Raw genomic sequence first — 22,638 nt, 5'->3', positions numbered from 1 at the left:
CCATAAAAAGTTATTCCACAGGTTATCCCGCCCTTATACACAAGTTATCCCCAAAAATTATCCACATATCCACAAGCCCCTTCTCTATTTTGTGTCCGAACGTATATTCTCCACAATATATATGATAGCCAAATTTCACTATCCACAGCTTATCCACAGGTAAAATCGTCGCCTAACTATTCAAAACTCAAACTCCACCAAACAGCGGAACCCCTTCTCCTACAATCAATCTCGCGAATCAAATCTCTATGTAAAGTTATTTTCCTTGTCACATATCCAGCTTATAAAAAGTAAAAATGTGGATAAATGGCTTTCTATCCACATTTTTCTTTTTTGACCTATATTTTCGCAAAAAATGTGTTTTTTTCAAAAATAAATCTGTGTTTATTGATTAAATTATCAAAATTGTTCTTTTCCACAAGATATTCACTGCTTACACACAGGTTATCCACAGAAGTTATCCACATATCCACAAACCAGTTCTATATTTAGTAGGAGAATTCTTGTTCTCTACCATATCTATATCCGAAAAAAATCGCTATCCACAAGTTTTCCACAGAAAAAAAGCCACCCTCTTTTTCAAGAGAATGGCTTTTTGTTATCATGTGGTTGTTTTTGCTGCTTCTAATTTAATATCTGTGGATTTTTCTTTACCGTCACGATAGTATTTCACTTTGACTTTATCGCCAATTTTCACGTCGTTACCGTATAGAATTTTGCGTAATGTCATGGAGTTTGTTACTTTTTGGCCGTTTAGTTCAACAATAACATCGTATTGTTTCAAGCCTGCTTTGTCTGCTGCAGAACCGGATACTACTTGTTGTACCATTGCGCCGTAATCTACGCTATCAGGTAATTTCAAGATATTTTTTTGTTGTGTTTCTGGAATTGTATCAACATCACGTAAGGATACGCCTAGAGATGGACGTTCTACTTCGCCTTTTGTTTCTAGTTGTTCGATGATTGGTTCTACTGTGTTACTTGGAATTGCAAAGCTAATACCTTCTACATTTTCCATCGAAATTTTCATTGAGTTAATACCAATTACTTGGCCTTCAATATTAATTAAAGCTCCACCACTGTTACCAGGGTTAATTGCTGCATCTGTTTGGATAACATCTGCTTCCCAGTCTTCTGTTCCGTCGCCATTTGTATCAACTGGTACTGCACGGTTTAGACCAGAAATAATACCTTGTGTTACAGAACCGGAAAATTCTGTTCCTAGCGGGCTACCAATTGCAATTGCTGGTTCACCAAGTTTTAATGAATCTGAATCGCCGAATGCAGCGACTGTAGTAACATTTTTATCATCAATTTCAAGAACAGCTAAATCGTTCCATTCGTCTGTCCCTAGTAATTTTGCTTCGGATTTTTTACCGTTTGTAAAAGTTACTTCTAATTTATTTGCATCAGCAACAACGTGATTATTTGTTACGATGTAGGCTTTTCCATTTGCCTTTTTATAAATAACACCAGATCCTGAGGAAGCTTCTTGTTCAGAAGTCGTTGTTCCATCAAGGGATGAAGATGATTGGTAATTTAGAACACTCACTACCGCATCTTGTACTTTGTCTACTGCTTTTGTTACATCTGATGTTGTATCTACTGAAACTTTTTCTACTTTGGTAGCTTTATTATTTGAGTTTGAAGTTGTATCTGCATTGTCACCATTATCCCAAGCGACAAAGAAAATAATAAGTCCTCCGATAATAACACCAATAAGTGCTGTTAAAAAGTAACCGATAAAGTGTTTGCCGCGTTTCGGTGGTTCACCATTCCCGTTACCACTTCCGCCATTATTCACTCTATTAGGTGGAACTGCCCCGCCACCAGTTGTACCAGCGCGTCTTGGCCCTGGAGCCGGTCTAGCAGGTTCTGGTTCTTTATTACTTGCTTCTTCAAAAAATGCATTTGTAGAACTCGCCTCGGCTGCATCTTCTGTCGCTCCGGCAAATTTCTCCCCTTCTGGGGTCACGCCTTCTACAATAGGAGTTTCTTGGACTGGTTGCGCGCTCTCCGGTGTATGTAAAGTATCCTCGACCTCTCTTTTTGGCGTGCTTTCATTCTCGCTGTTTTCATTTAAATTCTTTTCTTTCTCGTCCATGTCTTCCTTCCTCTCTGCAAATTTCGCATTTATATACTTCCATAATAAACCCCAAATATGAAAAAACGATGAAAAAGCTTTAAAAAAACGGTGAAACTTAAATAGTAAAGATAGATGTAGCATTATCAGGGTCTGTGTCAAAAATTTCTAGTTTACCCCCAACATCAATACCTTCTGCCATAAGTGTTTGTGTTACGCTCATTCTCGCAAGTTCTTTCATATTGTTGTCTTTACTAAGGTGTCCCAAATAAATTCGTTTTGTTTGATCGGTAATGACTTCGCTCATTGCTATTGCAGCGTCCTCATTGCTCACGTGTCCCTCGTCACCAAGAATTCTGCGTTTTACATTCCACGGATAGCGTCCCATTCGAAGCATTTCTACATCATGATTACTTTCAAAAAGATAAGCATCAGCCCCCGCAATATGACCTTTCATTCGGTCGCTTACATAACCAGTGTCCGTTATCATTACAAATTTTTTATTCCCTTTATGAAATATGTAAAACATCGGCTCAATTGCATCATGAGAGACTCCAAAGGATTCCACTTGCATGCTACCAAAGGTTTTTACTGTTTCCATATCAAATTGGAATTTTTGATCTGAAGACACTTCGCCAATCATATTATCCATTGCTTTCCACGTTTTCGCGTTAGCATAAATAGGGAGTTTGTATTTCCGAGCAAGCACACCAAGACCTTTAATATGATCTGAATGTTCATGAGTAATTAGAATCGCGTCTAAATCGTTCATATCACGACCAACTTGCGCGAATAATCCTTCCATTTTCTTTCCACTCAAACCACAATCGATCAGAATTTTTTGGTCTCCTGTTTCGACAAGTGTGGCATTCCCTGAGCTTCCACTGGCTAATATACTAAATCGGATTTGATCCGTATCTTTTTCCGTTAAAATTTTATTTGCGAACATTTTTTATCCCCCTAAAGGCTTATATATCTTTCATTGTAACGCTAATTCGGCAAAATTGCATGCCCTATCGTTTGAAAAAGCCAACCTAATTTTTCATGATAATTAGGTTGACTCATTTTTTATTTGGTTTTCTGACGGCTCGATAATTCTGTACCTGGCTCGGTGGTTGATTTGTTGTCTGATTGATTAATTACTTGTTCGTCTTTGGCATTTACGAGGACATAATTAGTTTCACCAGAATGTTTTACTTCAAAACACCAAACGGGGAAGTATACATTTCCAGAGGGTAGCTGTACTGTCGTGTAATAGCCAAATGTTGCAGAAACCACGTCGCTGTCTTGCTTCAATTCTCCGTGCTGATAAACCGCTTCTAATGCATCTGTTGCGGACATTAAATTGGTTTTATCTTTTAAATCATCTTGCTTGGACATCCAAGTTTGCTCGTATGAGATCACTCGGTCATCTTGATCTAAATAAAAAGTAATTTGGCCCGCTTCATCAAATAAAACCATATTATTATTAATTAATTGATTAAAAGTGAGGGTCCGAGCATCTTTGTCATAATTCCAAAATTGATAGGATTCCCCGCGATAAACATCTGATTCCATAAATTTTTGAAATTCTGGGTTACTACCTTTTTTGCCAGCTTTTACGGGAGTTTGTAAGACAGAATAGATTTGTTTATTGTTATCTTTAAGCGTAATGGCTTGCCCTGTAAGATCGCTCACATCTTTTGTTGTAAAAGCTGCTCGCTCTGTAGTGAAAATAGAGCCGCTAGTAGGTTTGGTCGATAAATCAGGATGAGAGATATTATCTGCTTTTAATCGTTCTTCTAGCGTTTCATTTCCGAGTGTATCTGGGTCATCTGATAACTGCTTGTTGAAAAATATTACCGCTAAAAAAACATTAAGAATGAGGAGAGTCACAATAAAAATCATTTGTGTTTTACGCCAATCCATTTTTATTCACCCGCCTTTTCTGCGTCTGGTTGGAAGATGAACCATTTGTCATGATACTTATACAACCACGTCGGCTCTAATGTTACAAGACGATTCATGCCCGAAGATTCGCTTCTAGTCATATGATAGCCAGGAACAATATCTTCAATTTCTTCTGCTTTGACGTTAGGATTTTGGGCAAGAGCACTATAGACAGAATAAGAGGATGGTAACGTAACTTCTTTTTTCTCTCCGGGAACATCTGTATCTAAGCGGAAAAATGGTCTCATGTATTTATAAACAGCTTCAAGTCCTTCTGTTACAGAAATATCCGCCATGCCATTCTCATTGTATACTTGTAAATTATCGATGAATAAACTGAAATTAGTCGTCGCACTTTCCGCGGCATAACCTGTGAAATAGTAAGCGCCGTCGCCAGTCCAACCAGCATGGTCGTTCACAAAGTTAAAACTATCTTGAATAAGTCCAGCTCGTTTGACACTACTGAGATCTTCTGGATTAGTACGTTCTTGTGATGGATTTACATACTCCAACACTTTATTATCTGTATCCATTTCAATGACACTTGAACCATCTGTGTATGTGTTTCCTTCACTTTTAACAGTACCAGAATCTTGGAATAGTGCGGACGTGAATAAATTAATTTCAAGCGAATCGATGATATATTTTTTGCGATTTAGTTTCGTTTTTTCAGAGCTTAGAAAAAGATTGCGTTTGTTTGAAATTAGCTTATCATTTTGAGTCAGCTTGCTTTCGTTCTTTTTAACAATTTTTTCGATTTTATCAATGTCTTTATTTTGCAAAGAACTTTGGTAAATATTTTCTTGATCGTCATTTGTGAAATAAACCGAATGTAGCCCAGTATCCGTTTTGTTAATATCAAAAACAATTCGATTAAAGAACGCTGACTCAAGCCCTTCCCCTTCTACTTGAAAAATTTGAGCAAAGATAGAGAACGGAATATTATTGGGGAAAATAATCTCGATAGTTCCGTTTTTATGGATTAATTTCTCATAGTCTTCACTACTTTTTTTACTAGCTAATACTACTTCCGAGAAACTAAAGGCTTTACCTTGTGCCATTAGTTCGTTTAATAAATCAGCATCTAAACTTTGGTAATTATTTTCATTTGCATTTACAGCCAGCTTGTATGGTTTGAATACTTGCGATGTTGTCATTGTCTTGTCAATGGTTGTTTTTTCCACTTCTTTTACGTTAATTGCTTCGTAATCAGGTTGTCCCTTCCAAATAAAGTAGCTTAGGACAATACTGAGTACGACTAAAATGGTTAGTATAAATGAGCGAAATCCTGTTTTTTTCATCATTCCCAATCATCCTCCGGTAAGTCACTGTATGGCAGGGTAAATTTAATTATGGTTCCTTTGGTTTTATTACGTTCGGCCCAAATTCGACCACCATGTGCTTCGATAACTTCTCGAGCAATAGCGAGTCCTAACCCTGTTCCTCCCATTTCTCGCGAGCGTGCTTTGTCTACACGGAAGAATCGGTCGAACACATTTGCTAAATCCTCGTCTGGTACGCCTAAACCTTCATCGGCAATGCTTACTTCAATTTCATCTTCAAATTTTTTCAGATAGAAGGAAATGCGGCCACCATCCGGTGAATATTTATTGGCGTTAGAAATAATATTATCAAGCACTTGCATTACTTTATCTTCATCAATTTCGATGATGACTGGCTCTCTTGGAATATGGCGTTTGAACATGATTGTTTCTTTTTTCATCATTTCAAAACGGTCAATAATATGGTTAAAGAAATCCGTAAAGTTCACGAAGCTTTTTTCGAGTTGTTCTCTGCCGCCATCCATTCTGGAAAGTTTGAGGAGATCGTTAACGAGACGAATCATTCGTTCGGTCTCATTTTGCGTTACTTCAAGGAAACGTGGAGCGATTTCTTTATCTTCCCACGCGCCGTCGCTTAATGCTTCTAAATAGCTATGCATACTGGTAAGTGGGGTTCTTAGTTCATGTGATACATTGGATACGAAATCGCGACGTTCTTGGTCGACTTTTTCTTGATCGGTAATATCGTGAAGTACCGCGATAACCCCATTATTAAAGCCTGTTTCCCTTTGAATGACCGAGAAATTGGCACGAAGCACGTACGGTTTGTCGAGAGTACTACGGTCCATTGTTAGTGACCCATCTACTTCCATTAAATCTTCAAATTGGTACGTGTCTCCGATGTCTAAAACATCAATAATCGAGCGCCCATTCGCACTTTCATGTTTCACGCGAAGCATTTTTTCTGCTGGCGTATTAATGAGAATTACTTTCCCGCGGCGGTCTGTTGCAATTACGCCATCAGTCATATATGCGAGTACAGAGGATAACTTGCGCCGCTCCCCTTCAGTCATTGCTTGGGCTTCTTGGACTCGTTTTGTTAGTGTATTAAAAGAATCAGCCAGTTCACCAATTTCATCGACACCGTATACTTTAACTTTGCGGCTATAGTTGCCGCGAGCCATCGCATAAGCTTGACGTTTCATTTCGATAATTGGTTTAGTAATGGTTCTTGATAATAGAATTCCAAGGACGGCTGTAATAATCATCGCAATCAAAGTCCCTGTGATGAAAATGTTTGTAATATCATCAACTTGTTTATAGACACTTTCGATATCGGCGACAAGATAAATAGCCCCTATCACTTGGCCTTTATTTTTGATGGAGGATACGTTCACCCAAACGCGGTTATTTTTATTCGATTCGTCTTTATAGATTTTGTCCTCAGAAGTCGTTCCAAGTGATAATGTTCGTTTTACAAGTGGATCGTTGCTTTTTTGTCCAACAATTCCTTGGTTATTTAAATTAGATGTGCCGAGAATTTTCCCCTTGTCATCTACAATTCTTACTTCGATTAAATTGCTACTTGCGCGAGAATAATCGACTAAGAGTTCTCTAATATCATTTTGTAACTTGACGGAGTTGTCGCTATTTTTAATAATTTCTTCTCTAGCGTTATAATCTAAAAGCGTAATACTATTCGTAATAGAATCTTGAAAATTTTTCTCCAGTTGCCCTTCCAGCTCACGTACAAAATACGCGCCGATTACTTGCATTGCAACGATAATTAGTAGCAAATACATAATAACTAACTTAAATTGTACGGACTGAAAAAATCTCATTTTATGCATAAGTCTTTCTACTCCTATTCGGGGTAATATATTTAAATTAGTATACCATATGTTATGGTGTAGACGTATTGTTTTTCCTGTTAATTGGGTCGATTTATTTATAAAAATAGTACCTAAGTAAGCGAAAATACCCAAAAAAAGTGGTCACCGAATTTTTTTCACTTCGGCGACCACTTCTTGTTATTTATTCTTGTTCTGGATTGCGTAAATAATAGCCAACTCCACGTCTAGTTACTAACCATGCTGGGTGACTTGGGTTATCTTCAATTTTCTCACGTAAACGACGAACGGTAACATCCACCGTACGAACATCGCCGAAGTAGTCATAGCCCCAAACGGTTTGAAGTAAATGTTCACGTGTCATGACTTGTCCCATATGTTTTGCTAAATAATGTAGTAATTCGAATTCACGATGTGTTAGTTCGATTGTTTCTCCACGTTTAGAAGCCACATATGCATCCGGATGAATAATCAAAGAACCAATTTCTAGTTCGCTGTTTTCTTCTTCCTCGGCTGCATTTGAGCTGACTTGGCTGTGACGGCGCAAATTGGCTTTCACTCGAGCAATTAACTCGCGATTACTAAATGGTTTCGTTACGTAGTCATCTGCACCAAGTTCTAGTCCGATAACTTTGTCAATCTCTGAATCTTTCGCTGTTACCATAATTATTGGCATATCATATTTTTTACGTACTTCACGACATACCTCAATACCATCACGACCTGGAAGCATAATATCCAGTAAAATTAAATCTGGCTGAACTTCTTCTACAAGTTCTAACGCTTCATCGCCATCATAGGCGCAATATACATCAAAGCCTTCTTTATTTAGATTAAACTTAACTATATCCGCAATCGGTTTTTCGTCATCTACTACAAGAATTTTCTTTTCTGCCATTTTTTTACAGTCCTCTCATTCCTGGATTTCGCCGGCTTTAACCGGGACAGATACTTTTTATTTAATGCATAAAAATCTCACTAAACATTTTAAATTCTGGCCTGCCTTCATAAAACAACATGCTAAGAATAGACTTACTAACCAATTATAACACATCCCATTAATTATCTGAATTATTACAAGCGATTTTCTCTTAAAATTGGATAAATTGGCTACTGCTGTGTAACTTTATCGAACAAATGCAATTTGGAAACTCGCGTTACTGCTTCTTCCAAGCGCTCTTCATCCATTAAAAGACCTACGCGGACGTAACCTTCACCAAACTCCCCAAAGCCACTACCATCCGCAACGGCAACACTGACCTCTTCTAGCAGATAATCAGCAAATTCGCTACTTGTAAAATTTTCCGGGACTGGCATCCAAGCAAAGAACGAACCCGCCGGCGCAACTGCCTCCCAACCAATTTTCTTACAAGCAGAAATAAAGGCATCCCTGCGACTTTCATAACGAGCGGTTAATTCACCCACACAAGTCTGATCTCCTGTTAAAGCTTCGATTGCAGCATCTTGAATCCCTGGAAAAAGACTTACATACATATGATCTTGAATAAGATTAATAGCTTCAATAACTTCGCTGTTCCCAACTGCAAAACCAACGCGCCAGCCAGCCATATTATATGTTTTCGAAAGTGTATAAAGTTCAATTCCAACTTCTTTTGCACCGTTTGTTTCTAAAAAACTAATTGGTTTTTTACCGTCAAAGCCAATACCTCCATATGCGAAATCGTGCGCAACAACGATATTATGATTCTTGGCAAAAGCGACTGTTTCTTCAAAGAAATCTGCCGTAGCCACAGCGCCAGTTGGATTATTAGGATAATTTAAATACATTAATTCAGCTTTTTCAGCTATGTCTTCTGGAATTTTAGTGAAATCTGGTAAAAAATTATTTGCGGCAATAAGCGGCATTTTTTCAAATTGAACTTCACCTAACACTACTCCTGACAAATAATCAGGATAGCCCGGATCAGGTAAAAGCATCGTATCACCTGGATCCATCAAACACATCGGCAGCTCCACTAAACCTGTTTTTGTCCCAAACAAAATAGCTACTTCCGTGTTTGGATCAATTGTTACATTATATTCACGCGCGTAAAAATCCGCAGCGGCTTGTTTTAGTTCGTGTTTTCCTCGAAATAAAGAATATTTGTGGTTAAGTGGTTTTTCTGAAGCTGTTTTCATTGCTTCCACAATATGTTTGGGTGTTGGCTGGTCTGGGTTTCCTTGTCCTAAATTAATGACATCATGCCCTTCTGCCACCTTTTTTCCAACTTTTTCAACAAGGCTAGAGAAAAACTGATCTGGTAAATTTTGCAAGCGTTTGGAAATTTTCATTTTACACCCGTCCTTTTCAAGTTTCATTGATTAAAATAGTAAAGTTTTCTGAAGTATTTGTCCAGTATGATTTTTTTAAAACTTAAAAAAGCATTGACAAATTAAGGTAATGTGCGTATATTTTTAACTAACAGGTTTTTCTAAAATATTTTCTCTTATCGAGAGCGGCAGAGGGACTGGCCCGATGAAGCCCGGCAACCTAACTTTATTTAAGCGTAAAGTGAAGGTGCTAATTCCAGCAAAATGGTGTATTCCATTTTGGTAGATAAGAGGAGCTGGATATGTTCGACTTTCCACTTCTCTATTCTAAATAGAGAAGTTTTTTATTGTTTTCATGAATAAATCTGGATAATCACACAACATACTAGGGAGGAAAAAAGATGAGAAAATTAACAAAAGGGTTAGGAATTTTACTTGCATCAAGTCTTGTTTTAGGATTAGCAGCATGTGGAGGAGGCAGTGACGACAAAGCCTTAAGCACAGAAAAAATTACAATTGGAACAACAGCAGGACCTCACCAACAAATCGCTGAAGAAGTTCAAAAATTAGCGAAAAAAGACGGTCTTGAAATCAAAATCAAAACATTTGATGATTATAACACGCCAAATACAGCTTTAAATGATGGTGATTTGGATGCGAATAACTACCAAACAATTCCATTTTTAGAGCAACAAAAGAAAGATAAAGGCTACAAATTAGACGTTGCTTTTAAAACAGTAGCATTCCCAATGGGCATTTACTCCAACGATATTAAAGACTTGAAAAATCTTAAAAAAGGCGACAAAATTGCCGTTCCAAATGATCCAAGTAACGAATACCGTGGTTTAAAACTGTTTGAAGATGCTGGCGTTATTAAATTAAAAGATGGTGTGGAAGAAAAAGCAACGAAAAAAGACATTGCTGAAAACCCGCTTGACCTTGAAATCGTTGAACTTGAAGCTTCTCAAATACCTGCACAATTAGATGAAGTTGCAGCCGCAGCTATCAATACTAACTTTGCAATGGGCGCTGGACTTTCTATTAATAAAGATGCCATTTACCACGAACCTACAAAAGACAATCCATATCCAAACGTTTTCGTTGTTCGTAGTGCCAACAAAGACGATGAAGTCGTAAAAACATTAGAAAAATATTACCATTCAGATGAAGTAAAAGCATTTATTGAAAAAGAATTTAATGGGTCTGTAGTACCTGCATTCTAGGGAGTTGTTTTATTTTGATCGAATTACATCAAGTTTCAAAATCATTTAACGTAAATGGAAAAACCGTAGAAGCCGTCAAAAATGTTTCTATTACAGTAGAAAAAGGAGAAATTTTCGGTGTCGTTGGTTACAGTGGCGCCGGGAAAAGTACCCTTGTTCGTTGCATCAACCTGCTTGAACGTCCAGATGCCGGCCAAGTTGTGATTGATGGGAAGAACTTATCTACCCTATCAAGCAAAGAACTTCGTGTCGCTCGCCGGAAAATCGGCATGATTTTCCAAGGATATAACCTACTAAAAACCGCAACTGTCTATGATAACATTGCCAAACCATTAAAATTAGAAGGCGTTTCAAAAGACGAAATCGAGACGCGCGTAAATAAATACTTGTCAATTGTTGGCTTAGAGGATAAACGAAACAACTATCCAAGCCAACTTTCTGGCGGTCAAAAACAGCGTGTGGCGATTGCTCGTGCTCTTGCGCATGAGCCAGAAATTCTCTTAAGCGATGAAGCAACAAGCGCCTTGGACCCTGAAACAACAGAAGCAATTTTGCAACTGTTACTTAAAATTAATGCGGAACTCGGCATTACGATTTTCTTAATTACACATGAACTTGATGTCATTCAACGTATTTGTGACCGGGTTGCTGTAATGGAAAATGGTCATTTAGTGGAACAAGGTACGGTTCTTGATATTTTCACGAAAGCAAAACACGCGACAACCAAGCGCTTTGTGGGATCGGAAGCTAGTTTCGATATCCCGCAAGATTTGCTTGAAAAATATGTTGCGACTGGGAAATTGGTTTCTCTTCATTTTATTGGAGACGAAGCGGATGAACCTGCGCTCGCTCTTGTATCACGTAAATTCGACGTTCTTCCAAGCATTTTAGCTGGGGGAATTGATCATTTGAAAAACGGAACACTTGGAAAACTGCTCGTTCATTTAAAAGGGGACGAAGTTGAATACAGTAAAGCTATTTCTTATTTGAAAGAATCTGGAGTCGTTGTTGAGGAGGTCGAGTTACTATGAGTTTGTTTTTTGAAGAATGGGGCCCGATACTTTGGCAAGGATTTCTAGAAACGCTTACGATGACTGGGATTACACTCGTGATTTCACTTGCGATTGGTTTACCACTTGGCGTATTTTTAACATTAACGCGTAAAGGTGGTCAATCAGAAAACCTGGTTGCCTACAGTATTCTAAACTGGGTTATTAATATTTTACGTTCATTACCGTTTATTATTTTGTTATTCTTAATGATTCCCGTAACACGGTTTGTTGTTGGGACTACTATTGGGATTCAAGGGGTTATTATGCCACTTGTGGTATTTACGGCACCTTATATTGCCCGTTTAATGGAGTCCGCCCTTTTGGAAGTGGACCGTGGAGTTGTGGAAGCCTATCAAGCTATGGGAATTTCTACACCAAAAATCATTTGGAGTGTCGTTATTCGCGAAGCTCGGTCTGGTATCGTTCTTGGCTTAACTATCGCTACAATCGGTCTAATCGGCGCGACTGCAATGGCTGGACTTGTTGGTGCTGGCGGACTCGGAACAATTGCTTACCAATATGGTTTCCAACGTTTCGAACCAACTGTCATGTATACAACCATTATTATTTTAATTATCATGGTACAAGCACTACAATCATTCGGTAATTTCTTATCTAGACGTCTTAAAAAAGATTAATTCACTACTTAGAGCTTGGTGCGAAGTGTTCCAATATGGACTCGTCACCAAGCTTGTGTTATTTTTAAAAGAAAAAGGGAGCGAAGAACATGTGGAAGTTGGCATTATGTCAAACTGATGTAGTTTTTAAATATCCTGATGCAAACTATGCACGGATTGAAAAAGCTATAGTTGAAGCTGCAAAAAATGGGGCAGATATCGCAGTTTTACCAGAAATGTGGAATACAGGTTATGCTTTAAATGAATTAGCTGGGGTTGCTGATTTAAATGGGGAGAGAACGAAAGAATTTTTAGCAACACTTTCTGAAAAACACCAAATTGCTATTATCGGTGGCTCGGTCTCTATTTCGGAAGGAACCAAATTTTCTAATACAATGTATGCTTTCGACAAATATGGTGGACTACTTTCTTCATATAAGAAGGTTCACTTATTTCAGCTTATGAATGAGCATCTCTATTTAGAGGCTGGGAATGATAAAAATCTATTTCGACTGGACGGTGTTTCTTGCGCTGGTTTCATTTGCTATGATATTAGATTTCCAGAATGGATTCGCAAACACACTTCAGAAGGATCGGAAGTCATTTTTGTTTCAGCTCAGTGGCCAGCCGAACGTGTTACTCAGTGGGAGCAACTACTTATTGCACGCGCTATTGAAAATCAAGCTTTTGTCGTTGCAGTCAATCGAGTTGGCGATGATCCTAATAATCATTTCAATGGGCACTCACTTGTGATTGATCCACTTGGAAATATTGTCGCTCATGGCGGTGAAGACGAAGGAAATATTTATGCTGAGATTGACTTAAAACTTGTTGCTGAAACGCGAGGCATCATTCCAGTTTTCACAGATAGACGACCTGAGCTTTACTAAATAGCTAAAAGATGCAAAATAATATTTTTTGCATCTTTTTCTCATTAAATGTTCATATTATCGGCAAAAAAGTGGCAATTTGGTATAATTAATATAGATTAATTTTTTGTTAATTTTGATATTATGTATTATAGTTAACAAAAAAAGTAAAGGGGCTGCTAATAATGGATGCATTATTTAATTATAAAGAGTTTGTTCGGCTTTCTCATGAAGGCAATATTAAATATGAAAAATTAAAAGTTCCAAAACATACAGATTTAGTAAATACTGCCTCGCAAAGAAATAACCATGTCTATTTAATTGTAGAAGGCTTCGTGTCTATTTCTATGAATCCGCAATCTAGTAGTATTTATACAGTCTTAGGTAAAGGCTCTTTTGTAAATTACTATAGTTTGTTCCAAGGAAATGTAGATGACTTTCTGTTTACAACCATTTCCCCGTGCACTATTTACAAATATTCTTTTAAAGATTTAGAGTACTTTCTTTCGATGTTTCCAGAGAATTTTGGTTTTCAATTTTTCATTATGCGAGACTTGGCGCGACATGCATTCTTCAAAAGCCTTTTCGCCGAGACTAGTTCTTCTGATAAATTAGAGCTTTCTTTTTCTAATATGGGCAAATTACACGGAACGCTTTATGAAAAAGATAGTGTTATTTTACCGAAAGAAATGCGAACTAGTACTATCGCTGCTTATAGCAATCTATCGAAAAGCAGTTTTTACAAACAATTAACCCTTTTAAAAGAACAAGGTAAGATTTGGAAAAATGGAAGAGAATGGGTTGTTAGAAATAAGGAATTGTACGATTATGTGAAAGCTAGACAATTTGTTGATTAAAAAACGCCACCTGAGTTATGGGTGGCGTTTTTTATTTGGATTAGTACTATCATCATTCTTACATTGTTGATTCTATGCCCGCACATATATTCAATAAGCATCCAAAGCAAAAAGAATAAGCCCTCCATCAAAGAGGGCCTATTTCACAACTCATACAAAACCACTTCACCAGTAGCAAATGATTTCTGCACATCAATAATTCTTTGGTTGCTGGAACCGCGGAATGCTAGGTTGGGGTCGAATAGTTTTTGTTCGAAGCGGCCGTCTACCAGAACATCTATTAAGGATAGAAGTTCTAGTTTGTCGGCGGTTTCTTGCATCATTTCGTCCCAGGTGTAGCCGGTCCATGACCAGATATCTTTTGTTTCGCCGTATGTCGCGCGGATTCGTTTCACGACAGATAGGCATGTGGCGGTGTTTAGAAATGGTTCTCCGCCAAGTAAAGTGAGGCCTTGGACGCTTTCATGTCCGATGTCTTTTAGGATATCGTCTTCTAATTCTTTCGTGTAAGGTTTGCCGTATTTAAATGATTGCGCAGCCTTGTTGTAACAGCCTTCGCAGTGGAAAGGACATCCAGATACATATAGACTGCACCGGACGCCCTCTCCGTCGACAAAGTTGAATGCCTTATAGTCGGCGATATACCCTCTGGATAATTCATTCGACTTCCATTCACACGGTTTTGGATTATTCACCTAAGTTCTCCATATGTTTCACGCGATTGCTAATTTCTACGTGACGTCCATGAACCATTGGACGTTTCATTGGGTTGCCTAAATAGCCACAAGTACGTTTTACAACATCTGCTTTTTCGGGGTCGGTGTTGCCACAGCTTGGGCATTTGAAGCCTTCTTCTGTAGGAACAAATTCACCTTCAAAATTACATTCGTAACATTTATCGATTGGTGTATTTGTACCAAGGTAAGCTACACGATCATAGGAGTAATCCCATACAGCCTCAAGTGCTTTCGTATTGTGAACCATTTTTGGATATTCACAATAATGAATGAATCCGCCAGAGCAAAATTCTGGATAATCTTTTTCAAAATCAATTTTTTCAAATGGGGTAATTTTTTTACGAACATCATAGTGGAAAGAGTTTTGGTAGTAGTCTTTATCTGTGATGTCTTTAATTACACCATATTTTTCTTTGTCTAAACGGTTAAAACGGTCAGTTAAGCTTTCACTTGGAGTCGAATATACGCTAAACCAGTAGCCATATTCATCTTTCCAGTTGTCCGCATAACCTTTTAGTTCTTTCAAGATATCAAGCGTGAAGTTTTTTGCTTCTTTGTCGCCTTCCCATTCACCGCCGTAAAATACAGTCGCTGCTTCATAAAGACCGATATAGCCGATAGAGATAGTAGAACGTTCTTTATTGAAAAGTTGATCAACATTTTCGCCATCTTGTAGTCGTTTGCCAAATGCTCCGTATTTATATAAAATTGGTGCATTTTCTGGACGTGCTTGACGTACGCGGTTTAAACGGAAAAGTAGCGCATCTTTGACTGTTTTCATGCGTTCGTGGAAAATTTCCCAGAAACGTTCTTTGTCCCCACCACTTTGGATAGCGATACGTGGAATGTTAAGTGTTACAACACCAAGATTGTTTCTTCCCGCGTTCACGTGTTCGCCGTTTTCGTTTTCCCAAGCTGGCAAGAACGAACGACAGCCCATTGGTACTTTGAAATCGCCTGTTAAGCGAACGAGTGAATCGTAGTTGAGTACATCTGGATACATCCGTTTCGAGGAACACTCTAGCGCCAATTGTTTAATGTCATAATTAGGATCTTCTGCATTTAAATTAGTTCCACGGCGAATTGAAAATACTAATTTCGGGAAAATAGCCGTGTGTTTATCTTTACCAACCCCACCAATACGCACTTTTAGGATGGCTTTTTGAATTTCACGGGCAAACCAATCTTCACCAAGACCGAAGCCTAGTGTTACGAAAGGTGTTTGGCCGTTACTTGTATATAATGTGTTGATTTCGTATTCTAAGCTTTGCATCGCATCGTAAATATCTTTGCGTGTTTTCTCCGCTGCATAACCTTCTTGTTTTTCTGGAACGACCCATTCCATCGCATCTTTTTTATGTTTTTCAAAGTTCAAACGCGCGTAAACGGATAAAACTTCATCAATACGGTCAACCGAACAGCCGCCGTACTGTGAACTTGCTACGTTTGCGATTATTTGAGCAATTTGTGCGGTAGCAGTTTGGATAGATTTCGGGCTTTCTACGTTGGCATTACCAATCGTAAATCCTTTTGACAGCATTCCTTCGATGTCGATTAAACAACAGTTGGTCATCGCATGGTATGGGCTGTAATCTAAATCGTGAAAATGAATTTCCCCTTTTAAATGAGCGTTGGATACGTGTTTTGGTAGCATGTATTTTAATGCGTAACTTTTTGCTACGGCTCCTGCTGTCAAATCGCGTTGCGTATTAAAGACAGTCGCGTCTTTGTTGGCATTTTCGTTTACTACTGTTTTGTCTTTTTGTAGTAGCTTTTCTACGCTTTTGTGCATATCTGTGATGTTTTCACGCTCATGGTCGCGATCATGGCGGTATTCTATGTAAGCCCTCGCTACATCAGGATACGTCGATTTCATTAAAGTATTTTCGACGCAATGCTGGATTTCATCGATGGTCATATCTGCCTTGTTAGGTAATTCACTTACAACCTCAAGCAAAATCTCTTCTAAGAAAGTCTCGTCCTCTAAATTAATTGCTTTCATAGATGCTTCAACGGCATTACGAATTTTAATTAAATCAAAGTTTGCTTTACGGCCGTCCCTTTTTATTACCATTTGTTCATTAAGTTGTTCCACGTACATGATAATCCCCCACTAACTATATATTGTGTCTGCTTTAATAATATAACACAAGATGAAGTTTTATTGTAATGATATCTGAGGAATTTCCGGAATTGGGACTAAAGAATTAAGCGCTGTGAAAAATCTTTCACATAAAAGGTCTTTTGTCCCTTTACTTCTTTTTATTTTTTTGCTACTTATGCAAGTTGCCCAACAGATGAATTTTTTCTTTGTGCAAATTGCCATAGTTTTTGTAAAGCGTTTTCATATACAATGAACACAAGTTAAAAAATAGAAAGAGGCGAAGAAAGTTGGCACAATTATCACTAGAACATATTTATAAAATTTATGATAACAAAGTAACTGCGGTATCTGACTTTAATTTAGAAATCGATGACAAAGAATTCATCGTTTTTGTAGGTCCATCTGGTTGTGGTAAATCTACAACTTTACGTATGATTGCTGGACTAGAAGAAATTTCAAAAGGCGAACTATCTATTGATGGTAAAGTAATGAACAATGTTGCGCCAAAAGACCGTGACATCGCAATGGTATTCCAAAACTACGCATTATATCCGCATATGACTGTATATGATAATATGGCATTCGGTTTAAAACTTCGTAAAATGCCAAAAGACGAAATTAAAAAACGTGTTGAGCATGCAGCAAATATTCTTGGCTTAACTGAATACTTAAAACGTAAACCAAGTGCACTTTCCGGTGGTCAACGTCAACGTGTTGCTCTAGGTCGTGCAATCGTTCGTGACGCAAAAGTCTTCCTAATGGATGAACCACTTTCCAACTTGGATGCGAAATTACGTGTGCAAATGCGTGCGGAAATCACAAAACTTCACCAACAATTAGATACTACAATGATTTACGTTACCCATGACCAAACAGAAGCGATGACAATGGCAACTCGTATCGTTATCATGAAAGACGGTGTTATCCAACAAGTTGGTTCACCAAAACAAGTTTACGATCACCCAGTAAATATGTTCGTAGCCGGCTTTATTGGAAGCCCAGCAATGAACTTCTTCAAAGGGCGTTTAGAAGGTTCTAACTTTATCGGTGATGATTTCACTATTGAAGTCCCAGAAGGCAAATTAAAACTTCTTAAAGATAGAGGGTTTGACGGTAAAGATATCGTTTTCGGTATTCGTCCAGAAGATATTCATGATGAGCCAATCGTTATTGAAGCTAATCCTGGTTATACGTTCAAAGCAACGACTATTGTTGCCGAGCTTACTGGTGCTGAATTTATGCTTCATAGCCGTGTTGGTACACATGAATTCGTAGCACGTGTTGATGCTCGCTCGGAACACCAACCAAACGAAGTACTTACTTTAGCATTCGAAATGTCTAAATCTCACTTCTTCGACCCAGAAACAGAAGATAACTTAACTGATTAATATTCGTAGAAAAACCCGCCAAGCTCGGCGGGTTTTCTTATTTTTCAAAAGGAAATTTAATTCCCCACTGCGTTCTAACATCGCTCATAATCGTGATAACATCATTTGTTAACTGATAAGTCGTGTTTTCTCCTGTCGCGATGCTCTCTTCCATAGCTATAATTTCATATTCTAAAGCTTTACTTGTTTCACCAACCTCAATTTCTTCCACTTTTCCAGTTGCCGTGTGTGTAACAGTTGCTCGGCTGGCACGCGGGTATTCATCTACAGTGATAAATCCTTCTTCACAAGCAATGACACCTCGTTTTGGCATTTTAGCACGGAAAGATAGCGATACAACCGCTAGTTCCTCTTCTTTATTTTTCAGTAAAATTCCGGACTGTTCGTCCACACCTGTTTCGAATTTCTTCATCGTCGTTAATACTTCATCTGGCGTTTCACTTAAAAAATACCGAGCAAAACTAAGGGCATACGTACCAATATCAAGTAATGCTCCACCCGCCAAATCCATATTATAAAAACGGTTTTTCGGATCTTTTTCTTTGGCACTTCCAAAAGCAACTTGAATAATTTTCAATTTACCAATTGCTCCAGATTCCACAATTTCTCGTAACTTTTTATAAAGCGGCATATGGAATATGGTCATTGCTTCTTTAACGATTAAGCCTTTCTCTTTGGCTAGCACATTGATTTCATTAAGTTCTTCGCTACTTACAGTTATCGCTTTTTCAGCTAAAACGTGTTTGCCGTTATGTAAACTTTTCATGATAAATTCATAGTGGTTAGAGTGTGGTGTAGCGATATAAACTACATCTATCGCCGGATCAGCAAGCATTTTGTCAAAGTCATCGTATACATTTTCTATTCCGTATTGACTTGCGAATGCTTGCCCCTTCTCTAAACTCCGTGCTCCTACCGCATAAATTTCACGGTTCATTCCTCGCATACCTTCTGCAAATTCGTGTGCAATTGAACCTGGTCCAAGAATTGCCCAGTTTAAATTTCCCATCATGGAACTCCTCCAAAAAATTATTTTAGAACTCGATAAAAACTATTGTATCATAATAACTATTCCGATTCGCACATGGTATACTTAAGTTATTAACTAAAAAGGATGATTTTATTTGACTAAAAAGTATTTGATTTGTTCCGATATCGATGGCACATTACTGCGCCAAGATCAAACTGTCTCTAAAAAAACGCGTGATTTAATCCAAACCTTAGAAAAAGATGGCCATATTTTTTCTATTTCTACAGGACGGATGTATCGCTCTGCCCGTGAAGTTGGCTTCCAAGTGAGTAATTCCGGTCATGTTATTGCCTCAAACGGATCCTACGCGGCTATTCGCGATGAACAACTGCTTAAAACCACTTTAGAAGAGAAGGCAATTCGCTCCACTTACGATATTATGAGCGACTTCGATCTACCACTTTTTTTCTTCTCTACCAATACACTTTTCTATACAAAAGAACCACCTGCTTTCTTCCAAAATCTTGCTGATAAAAGTCGCTTAGATACAGGACACAATAGTTTTTCGCTCGTTTCTATTAATGAAAAAGGTGTTTTTGATGAAAACATGCATCAATTTTTAAATGCTATTGTCGTTGCGGAAGATGATGCCTCAAAACTAACCGAAGTTCGCGCTGCTCTAAATGAAGCGAATGGTATTAGAGTCCTTTCTTCACACCATAATAATTTAGAAATACTTCCTGCTAATTCTGACAAAAAAACAGCCGTTGAAGCGCTTGGAAAGCATTACAATATTCCACGCGAAAGAATTATTACTTTTGGTGATGGCGAAAATGATATTGGCATGCTACAATATGCTGGAACCGGTGTTGCGATGGCAAATGCAAGCGATAATGTCAAAGCAGCAGCAGATCATCTTACTGACACGAATGAAGCAGATGGGGTTTACAAATTTCTAAAAGAATTCATTTCATAAGAGAAGAGGAAAAGGGATGAAAAAAGGGATTTTAAACGTATTATTAGTTTTTGCTTTAATTGCGGGGCTTTCCGTACCAAGTTCTATGCAAGTTGAAGCTGCTGCACCAACTATAAAAGTGCATTTTATTGATGTTGGTCAAGGAGATGCCATTTATATCAAAGCACCTAGTGGAGAAGATATTTTAATTGATGCAGGTAACAAAGGTAAAGGGAAAACGGTTGTAAATTATTTAAAAAAATTAAAAGTAAAAGATATTGAGATAATGATTGCTTCTCATTCAGATGCGGATAACATTGGTGGATTACCAGAAGTCATGAATAATATCAAGGTAAAAAGCCTTTATGCACCAAAATCCACAAACACAACAGCCGCTTACAAAAATTTTGTGAACACGGCGAAAAAGAAAAAACTAACCATTAAAACCGCAAAAGCAGGCGTAAAACTCCCTGTCAAAGGAGTAAATGCGCAGTTTGTTGGTCCTGTTAAAACTTACGGAAAAACAGATCGAAACAACTGGAGTGCTGTTCTCCACGTCGCATATAAGAAAAACACCTTCCTTTTCACAGGAGATGCGCAAACAAAAGCAGAAAACGATATGATTAAGGCAAAGAAAACCTTACGAGCTGACGTGTTAAAAGTAAGTACACAAGGTTCCAAAGCTGCAACAAGCAAAGCGTTTGTCAATGTCGTTAAACCAAAATACGCCATTATTAGCGTTGGGAAAAATGGATATGGCCACCCCACTTCACAAACCGTTAACACATTGACAAAAGCAAAAGCGAAAGTTTATCGAACAGATCGTAATAAAACCGTCGTTGTAACAGGCAACGGCTCCAGTTATTCTATCGGAAAATAATTTATGCTTATACGAAAAGCCAATAATAAAGATACGACTTTATTATTGGCTTTTTCCAACTATGCGTATTGGTTAACCTTTCTGAGTTAGAAATAACTCAAATATGACAAAAATATTGCGGTTACATTGGCTAAAAAAGGGTATTTTCATAAAAAAGAGGTTTTTTAGAAGTCTATTTTTAGTACTTGTGCAAACTTTTACGATGATACAATGTATTTGTATTAGTACAACTGAATCTGAAGGAGACGAAGTAAAAAATGGCCTATCCATTTAATCACAAAGAGTTTGTTGCAATGATGGAACAATACAATTTAAAATCTAACAGCATCACAATACCTGAACATACCATTCTAAATGATCTAGTTACTGAAAATCGGGATTGTGTGTATTTACTTAAATCTGGTATATTGGCCGGATATATTGATTTCGACAATGATAAAATTTATTCTATTTTCACATCTAATTTTTTCATGGGATATTATACGATTTTCGATAATGCATCCCTTGTTTTAACGTATCAAACACTAACTGAGTGCGAATTGATTATCTACAAGAAGAAAGATATCGAATACTCGCTCTCTCTCTTCCCTGAAAACTTTAGCTTCCAATACACAATTATGAGAACTATCGCCAAACATGGTTACTACAAATCACTTTTACAATATCGCGATAAAAAAGATCAATTGGCTTTTGTATTTGAAATGCTTGTCAAAATCCTCGATATCCCAGTGGAAGACGGCGTCGCAGTACTACCAAAATCTATTAGTACGACAGTCATTAAAAACTACTGTACCCTGTCGAAAGCCTTCTTCTATTCTCAACTTAAAGAATTAAAAGAAGCCGGGATTATTTCAAAAGTAAAACTGCAATGGCGTATTAACATGGAAGCTCTTTCAGAAAAAAACAATAGCATAAACTAAGAAAAAGGATGCAGTTTTATGAGCTGCATCCTTTTTTTATTTAATCGCTAAAGTGAAAATACTAACTTCTTGTTCTTTTCCGCCATAATTAGCTTGTTTGGTTTCTTCTTTCGTGTAGCCAAGGTATTCAAAGAATCCACGCCCTTTTTCATTCTCAGCTAAAACTCCTAAGGCTAATGAATCTGCCCCGCCGTCATTCGCCCACTCTTTGATCGTTTGATGAAGTACTTTTCCAAGGCCGTTATGACGAGCATCTGGCGTTAAAAGAAGTAATCCGATAAACCAGCGCCCTTTTCGCGGATAGTCAGAAACAATATCTACTAAGCCGATTGGTTTTTCATTTTCATCCAATACAGCTAGTACAAACTTATCGAATCTTGTTTTCCCGTTTGGAATTTCTGTGATAATTTTTAATGCATCACTTTTCGATGCAGGCTTATCTTGTTCCATTAAATAATAATCTTCGGATGCCGCGCAAACAGCTTCTGCAAGTTCTACATCTTTTTCATTTAAAAATTTCACATGATAATTACGTTTCATTATTTCACTCTTTTCTTTATCAAGTTTCCAAGTCAATCATGCCATAAATTCCCTGTTGTTTCAATAGATAGCCAGAAATCCATCTGAATTTATGCTATACTAGAATGAGT

General features: G+C 37.7%; 20 protein-coding genes and 1 riboswitch. Of the genes, 9 read left to right on the top strand and 11 right to left on the bottom strand.

Annotated elements, in window-relative coordinates; all coding sequences use genetic code 11:
- Positions 1-601: 601 nt before the first annotated feature.
- The 7 genes from htrA to GL301_RS01565 all read right to left on the bottom strand — a co-directional run bounded on the left by htrA (position 602) and on the right by GL301_RS01565 (position 9,437).
- Positions 602-2,104, bottom strand: coding sequence for a serine protease HtrA (gene htrA / locus GL301_RS01595; RefSeq protein WP_003724224.1), 1,503 nt, complete (start codon positions 2,102-2,104; stop codon positions 602-604).
- A gap of 97 nt (positions 2,105-2,201) precedes the next feature.
- A complete protein-coding gene (locus tag GL301_RS01590) occupies positions 2,202-3,032 on the bottom strand; it encodes an MBL fold metallo-hydrolase (RefSeq protein ID WP_003722911.1) in 831 nt (276 codons plus the stop codon).
- 119 nt (positions 3,033-3,151) lie between these two features.
- A complete protein-coding gene (locus tag GL301_RS01585) occupies positions 3,152-3,991 on the bottom strand; it encodes a two-component system regulatory protein YycI (protein ID WP_003724223.1) in 840 nt (279 codons plus the stop codon).
- Positions 3,992-3,993: 2 nt separating this feature from the next.
- Positions 3,994-5,316 carry a YycH family regulatory protein gene (locus GL301_RS01580; protein WP_003722909.1) on the bottom strand — a complete coding sequence of 441 codons (1,323 nt, stop codon included), beginning with the start codon at positions 5,314-5,316 and terminating at the stop codon, positions 3,994-3,996.
- Positions 5,313-7,145: a cell wall metabolism sensor histidine kinase WalK gene (gene walK, locus GL301_RS01575; protein WP_003724222.1), complete on the bottom strand. Its 1,833-nt coding sequence runs from the start codon at positions 7,143-7,145 to the stop codon at positions 5,313-5,315. The genes GL301_RS01580 and walK overlap by 4 nt, the downstream gene beginning before the upstream one ends.
- A 184-nt stretch (positions 7,146-7,329) precedes the next feature.
- Positions 7,330-8,043, bottom strand: coding sequence for a response regulator YycF (yycF, locus tag GL301_RS01570; protein WP_003724221.1), 714 nt, complete (start codon positions 8,041-8,043; stop codon positions 7,330-7,332).
- A gap of 212 nt (positions 8,044-8,255) precedes the next feature.
- Entirely contained in the window at positions 8,256-9,437 is a 1,182-nt protein-coding gene (locus tag GL301_RS01565; protein WP_003731064.1) for a pyridoxal phosphate-dependent aminotransferase, read from the bottom strand.
- Between the two features lie 152 nt (positions 9,438-9,589).
- Positions 9,590-9,709, top strand: a riboswitch (SAM riboswitch).
- A gap of 108 nt (positions 9,710-9,817) precedes the next feature.
- On the opposite strand from GL301_RS01565, the gene GL301_RS01560 reads away from it, so the two are divergent.
- From GL301_RS01560 to GL301_RS01540, 5 genes are all read left to right on the top strand, one after another.
- Entirely contained in the window at positions 9,818-10,639 is an 822-nt protein-coding gene (locus tag GL301_RS01560) for a MetQ/NlpA family ABC transporter substrate-binding protein (protein WP_003728052.1), read from the top strand.
- A 14-nt stretch (positions 10,640-10,653) separates the two neighbouring features.
- The gene (locus GL301_RS01555) at positions 10,654-11,670 is read left to right on the top strand and encodes a methionine ABC transporter ATP-binding protein (RefSeq protein ID WP_012681049.1); all 1,017 of its coding nucleotides are present in this window, start codon (positions 10,654-10,656) and stop codon (positions 11,668-11,670) included.
- Positions 11,667-12,329, top strand: coding sequence for a methionine ABC transporter permease (locus GL301_RS01550; RefSeq protein ID WP_003722903.1), 663 nt, complete (start codon positions 11,667-11,669; stop codon positions 12,327-12,329). The genes GL301_RS01555 and GL301_RS01550 overlap by 4 nt, the downstream gene beginning before the upstream one ends.
- Before the next feature lie 89 nt (positions 12,330-12,418).
- Positions 12,419-13,198 carry a carbon-nitrogen family hydrolase gene (locus GL301_RS01545; protein ID WP_003724217.1) on the top strand — a complete coding sequence of 260 codons (780 nt, stop codon included), beginning with the start codon at positions 12,419-12,421 and terminating at the stop codon, positions 13,196-13,198.
- Between the two features lie 164 nt (positions 13,199-13,362).
- Entirely contained in the window at positions 13,363-14,034 is a 672-nt protein-coding gene (locus GL301_RS01540) for a Crp/Fnr family transcriptional regulator (protein ID WP_003734545.1), read from the top strand.
- A 143-nt stretch (positions 14,035-14,177) separates the two neighbouring features.
- Here the strand turns inward: GL301_RS01540 and nrdG are convergent, their stop codons facing one another.
- Together nrdG and nrdD are read right to left on the bottom strand one after the other, a co-directional pair.
- A complete protein-coding gene (gene nrdG, locus GL301_RS01535; RefSeq protein WP_003734544.1) occupies positions 14,178-14,729 on the bottom strand; it encodes an anaerobic ribonucleoside-triphosphate reductase activating protein in 552 nt (183 codons plus the stop codon).
- Positions 14,722-16,872: an anaerobic ribonucleoside-triphosphate reductase gene (nrdD, locus tag GL301_RS01530; RefSeq protein WP_003724215.1), complete on the bottom strand. Its 2,151-nt coding sequence runs from the start codon at positions 16,870-16,872 to the stop codon at positions 14,722-14,724. The genes nrdG and nrdD overlap by 8 nt, the downstream gene beginning before the upstream one ends.
- A gap of 290 nt (positions 16,873-17,162) precedes the next feature.
- Between nrdD and GL301_RS01525 the strand changes: the two genes are divergently transcribed.
- Positions 17,163-18,263, top strand: coding sequence for an ABC transporter ATP-binding protein (locus GL301_RS01525; protein ID WP_003724214.1), 1,101 nt, complete (start codon positions 17,163-17,165; stop codon positions 18,261-18,263).
- Between the two features lie 37 nt (positions 18,264-18,300).
- Here the strand turns inward: GL301_RS01525 and GL301_RS01520 are convergent, their stop codons facing one another.
- Positions 18,301-19,272 (bottom strand): Gfo/Idh/MocA family protein, encoded by a 972-nt coding sequence (locus GL301_RS01520; protein WP_003724213.1) that lies wholly within the window; start codon positions 19,270-19,272, stop codon positions 18,301-18,303.
- 115 nt (positions 19,273-19,387) lie between these two features.
- Here GL301_RS01520 and GL301_RS01515 point away from each other — a divergent pair, with 115 nt between their 5' ends.
- The 3 genes from GL301_RS01515 to GL301_RS01505 all read left to right on the top strand — a co-directional run bounded on the left by GL301_RS01515 (position 19,388) and on the right by GL301_RS01505 (position 21,988).
- Positions 19,388-20,209, top strand: a complete 822-nt coding sequence (locus tag GL301_RS01515; protein WP_003731066.1) for a Cof-type HAD-IIB family hydrolase — start codon at positions 19,388-19,390, stop codon at positions 20,207-20,209.
- A gap of 16 nt (positions 20,210-20,225) precedes the next feature.
- Positions 20,226-21,068 carry a ComEC/Rec2 family competence protein gene (locus GL301_RS01510; RefSeq protein ID WP_003724211.1) on the top strand — a complete coding sequence of 281 codons (843 nt, stop codon included), beginning with the start codon at positions 20,226-20,228 and terminating at the stop codon, positions 21,066-21,068.
- Between the two features lie 257 nt (positions 21,069-21,325).
- Positions 21,326-21,988, top strand: a complete 663-nt coding sequence (locus GL301_RS01505) for a cyclic nucleotide-binding domain-containing protein (protein WP_003724210.1) — start codon at positions 21,326-21,328, stop codon at positions 21,986-21,988.
- A gap of 36 nt (positions 21,989-22,024) precedes the next feature.
- Here GL301_RS01505 and GL301_RS01500 read toward each other — a convergent pair whose 3' ends face one another.
- Positions 22,025-22,528 carry a GNAT family N-acetyltransferase gene (locus tag GL301_RS01500; protein ID WP_003724209.1) on the bottom strand — a complete coding sequence of 168 codons (504 nt, stop codon included), beginning with the start codon at positions 22,526-22,528 and terminating at the stop codon, positions 22,025-22,027.
- Positions 22,529-22,638 lie beyond the last annotated feature (110 nt).

The organism is Listeria sp. LM90SB2 (assembly GCF_028867355.1).
Taxonomy (GTDB): Bacteria; Bacillota; Bacilli; order Lactobacillales; family Listeriaceae; genus Listeria; species Listeria monocytogenes_B.
Note: the sequence above shows the minus strand (reverse complement) of the source record. Positions and strands in the feature narration are given on the sequence as shown.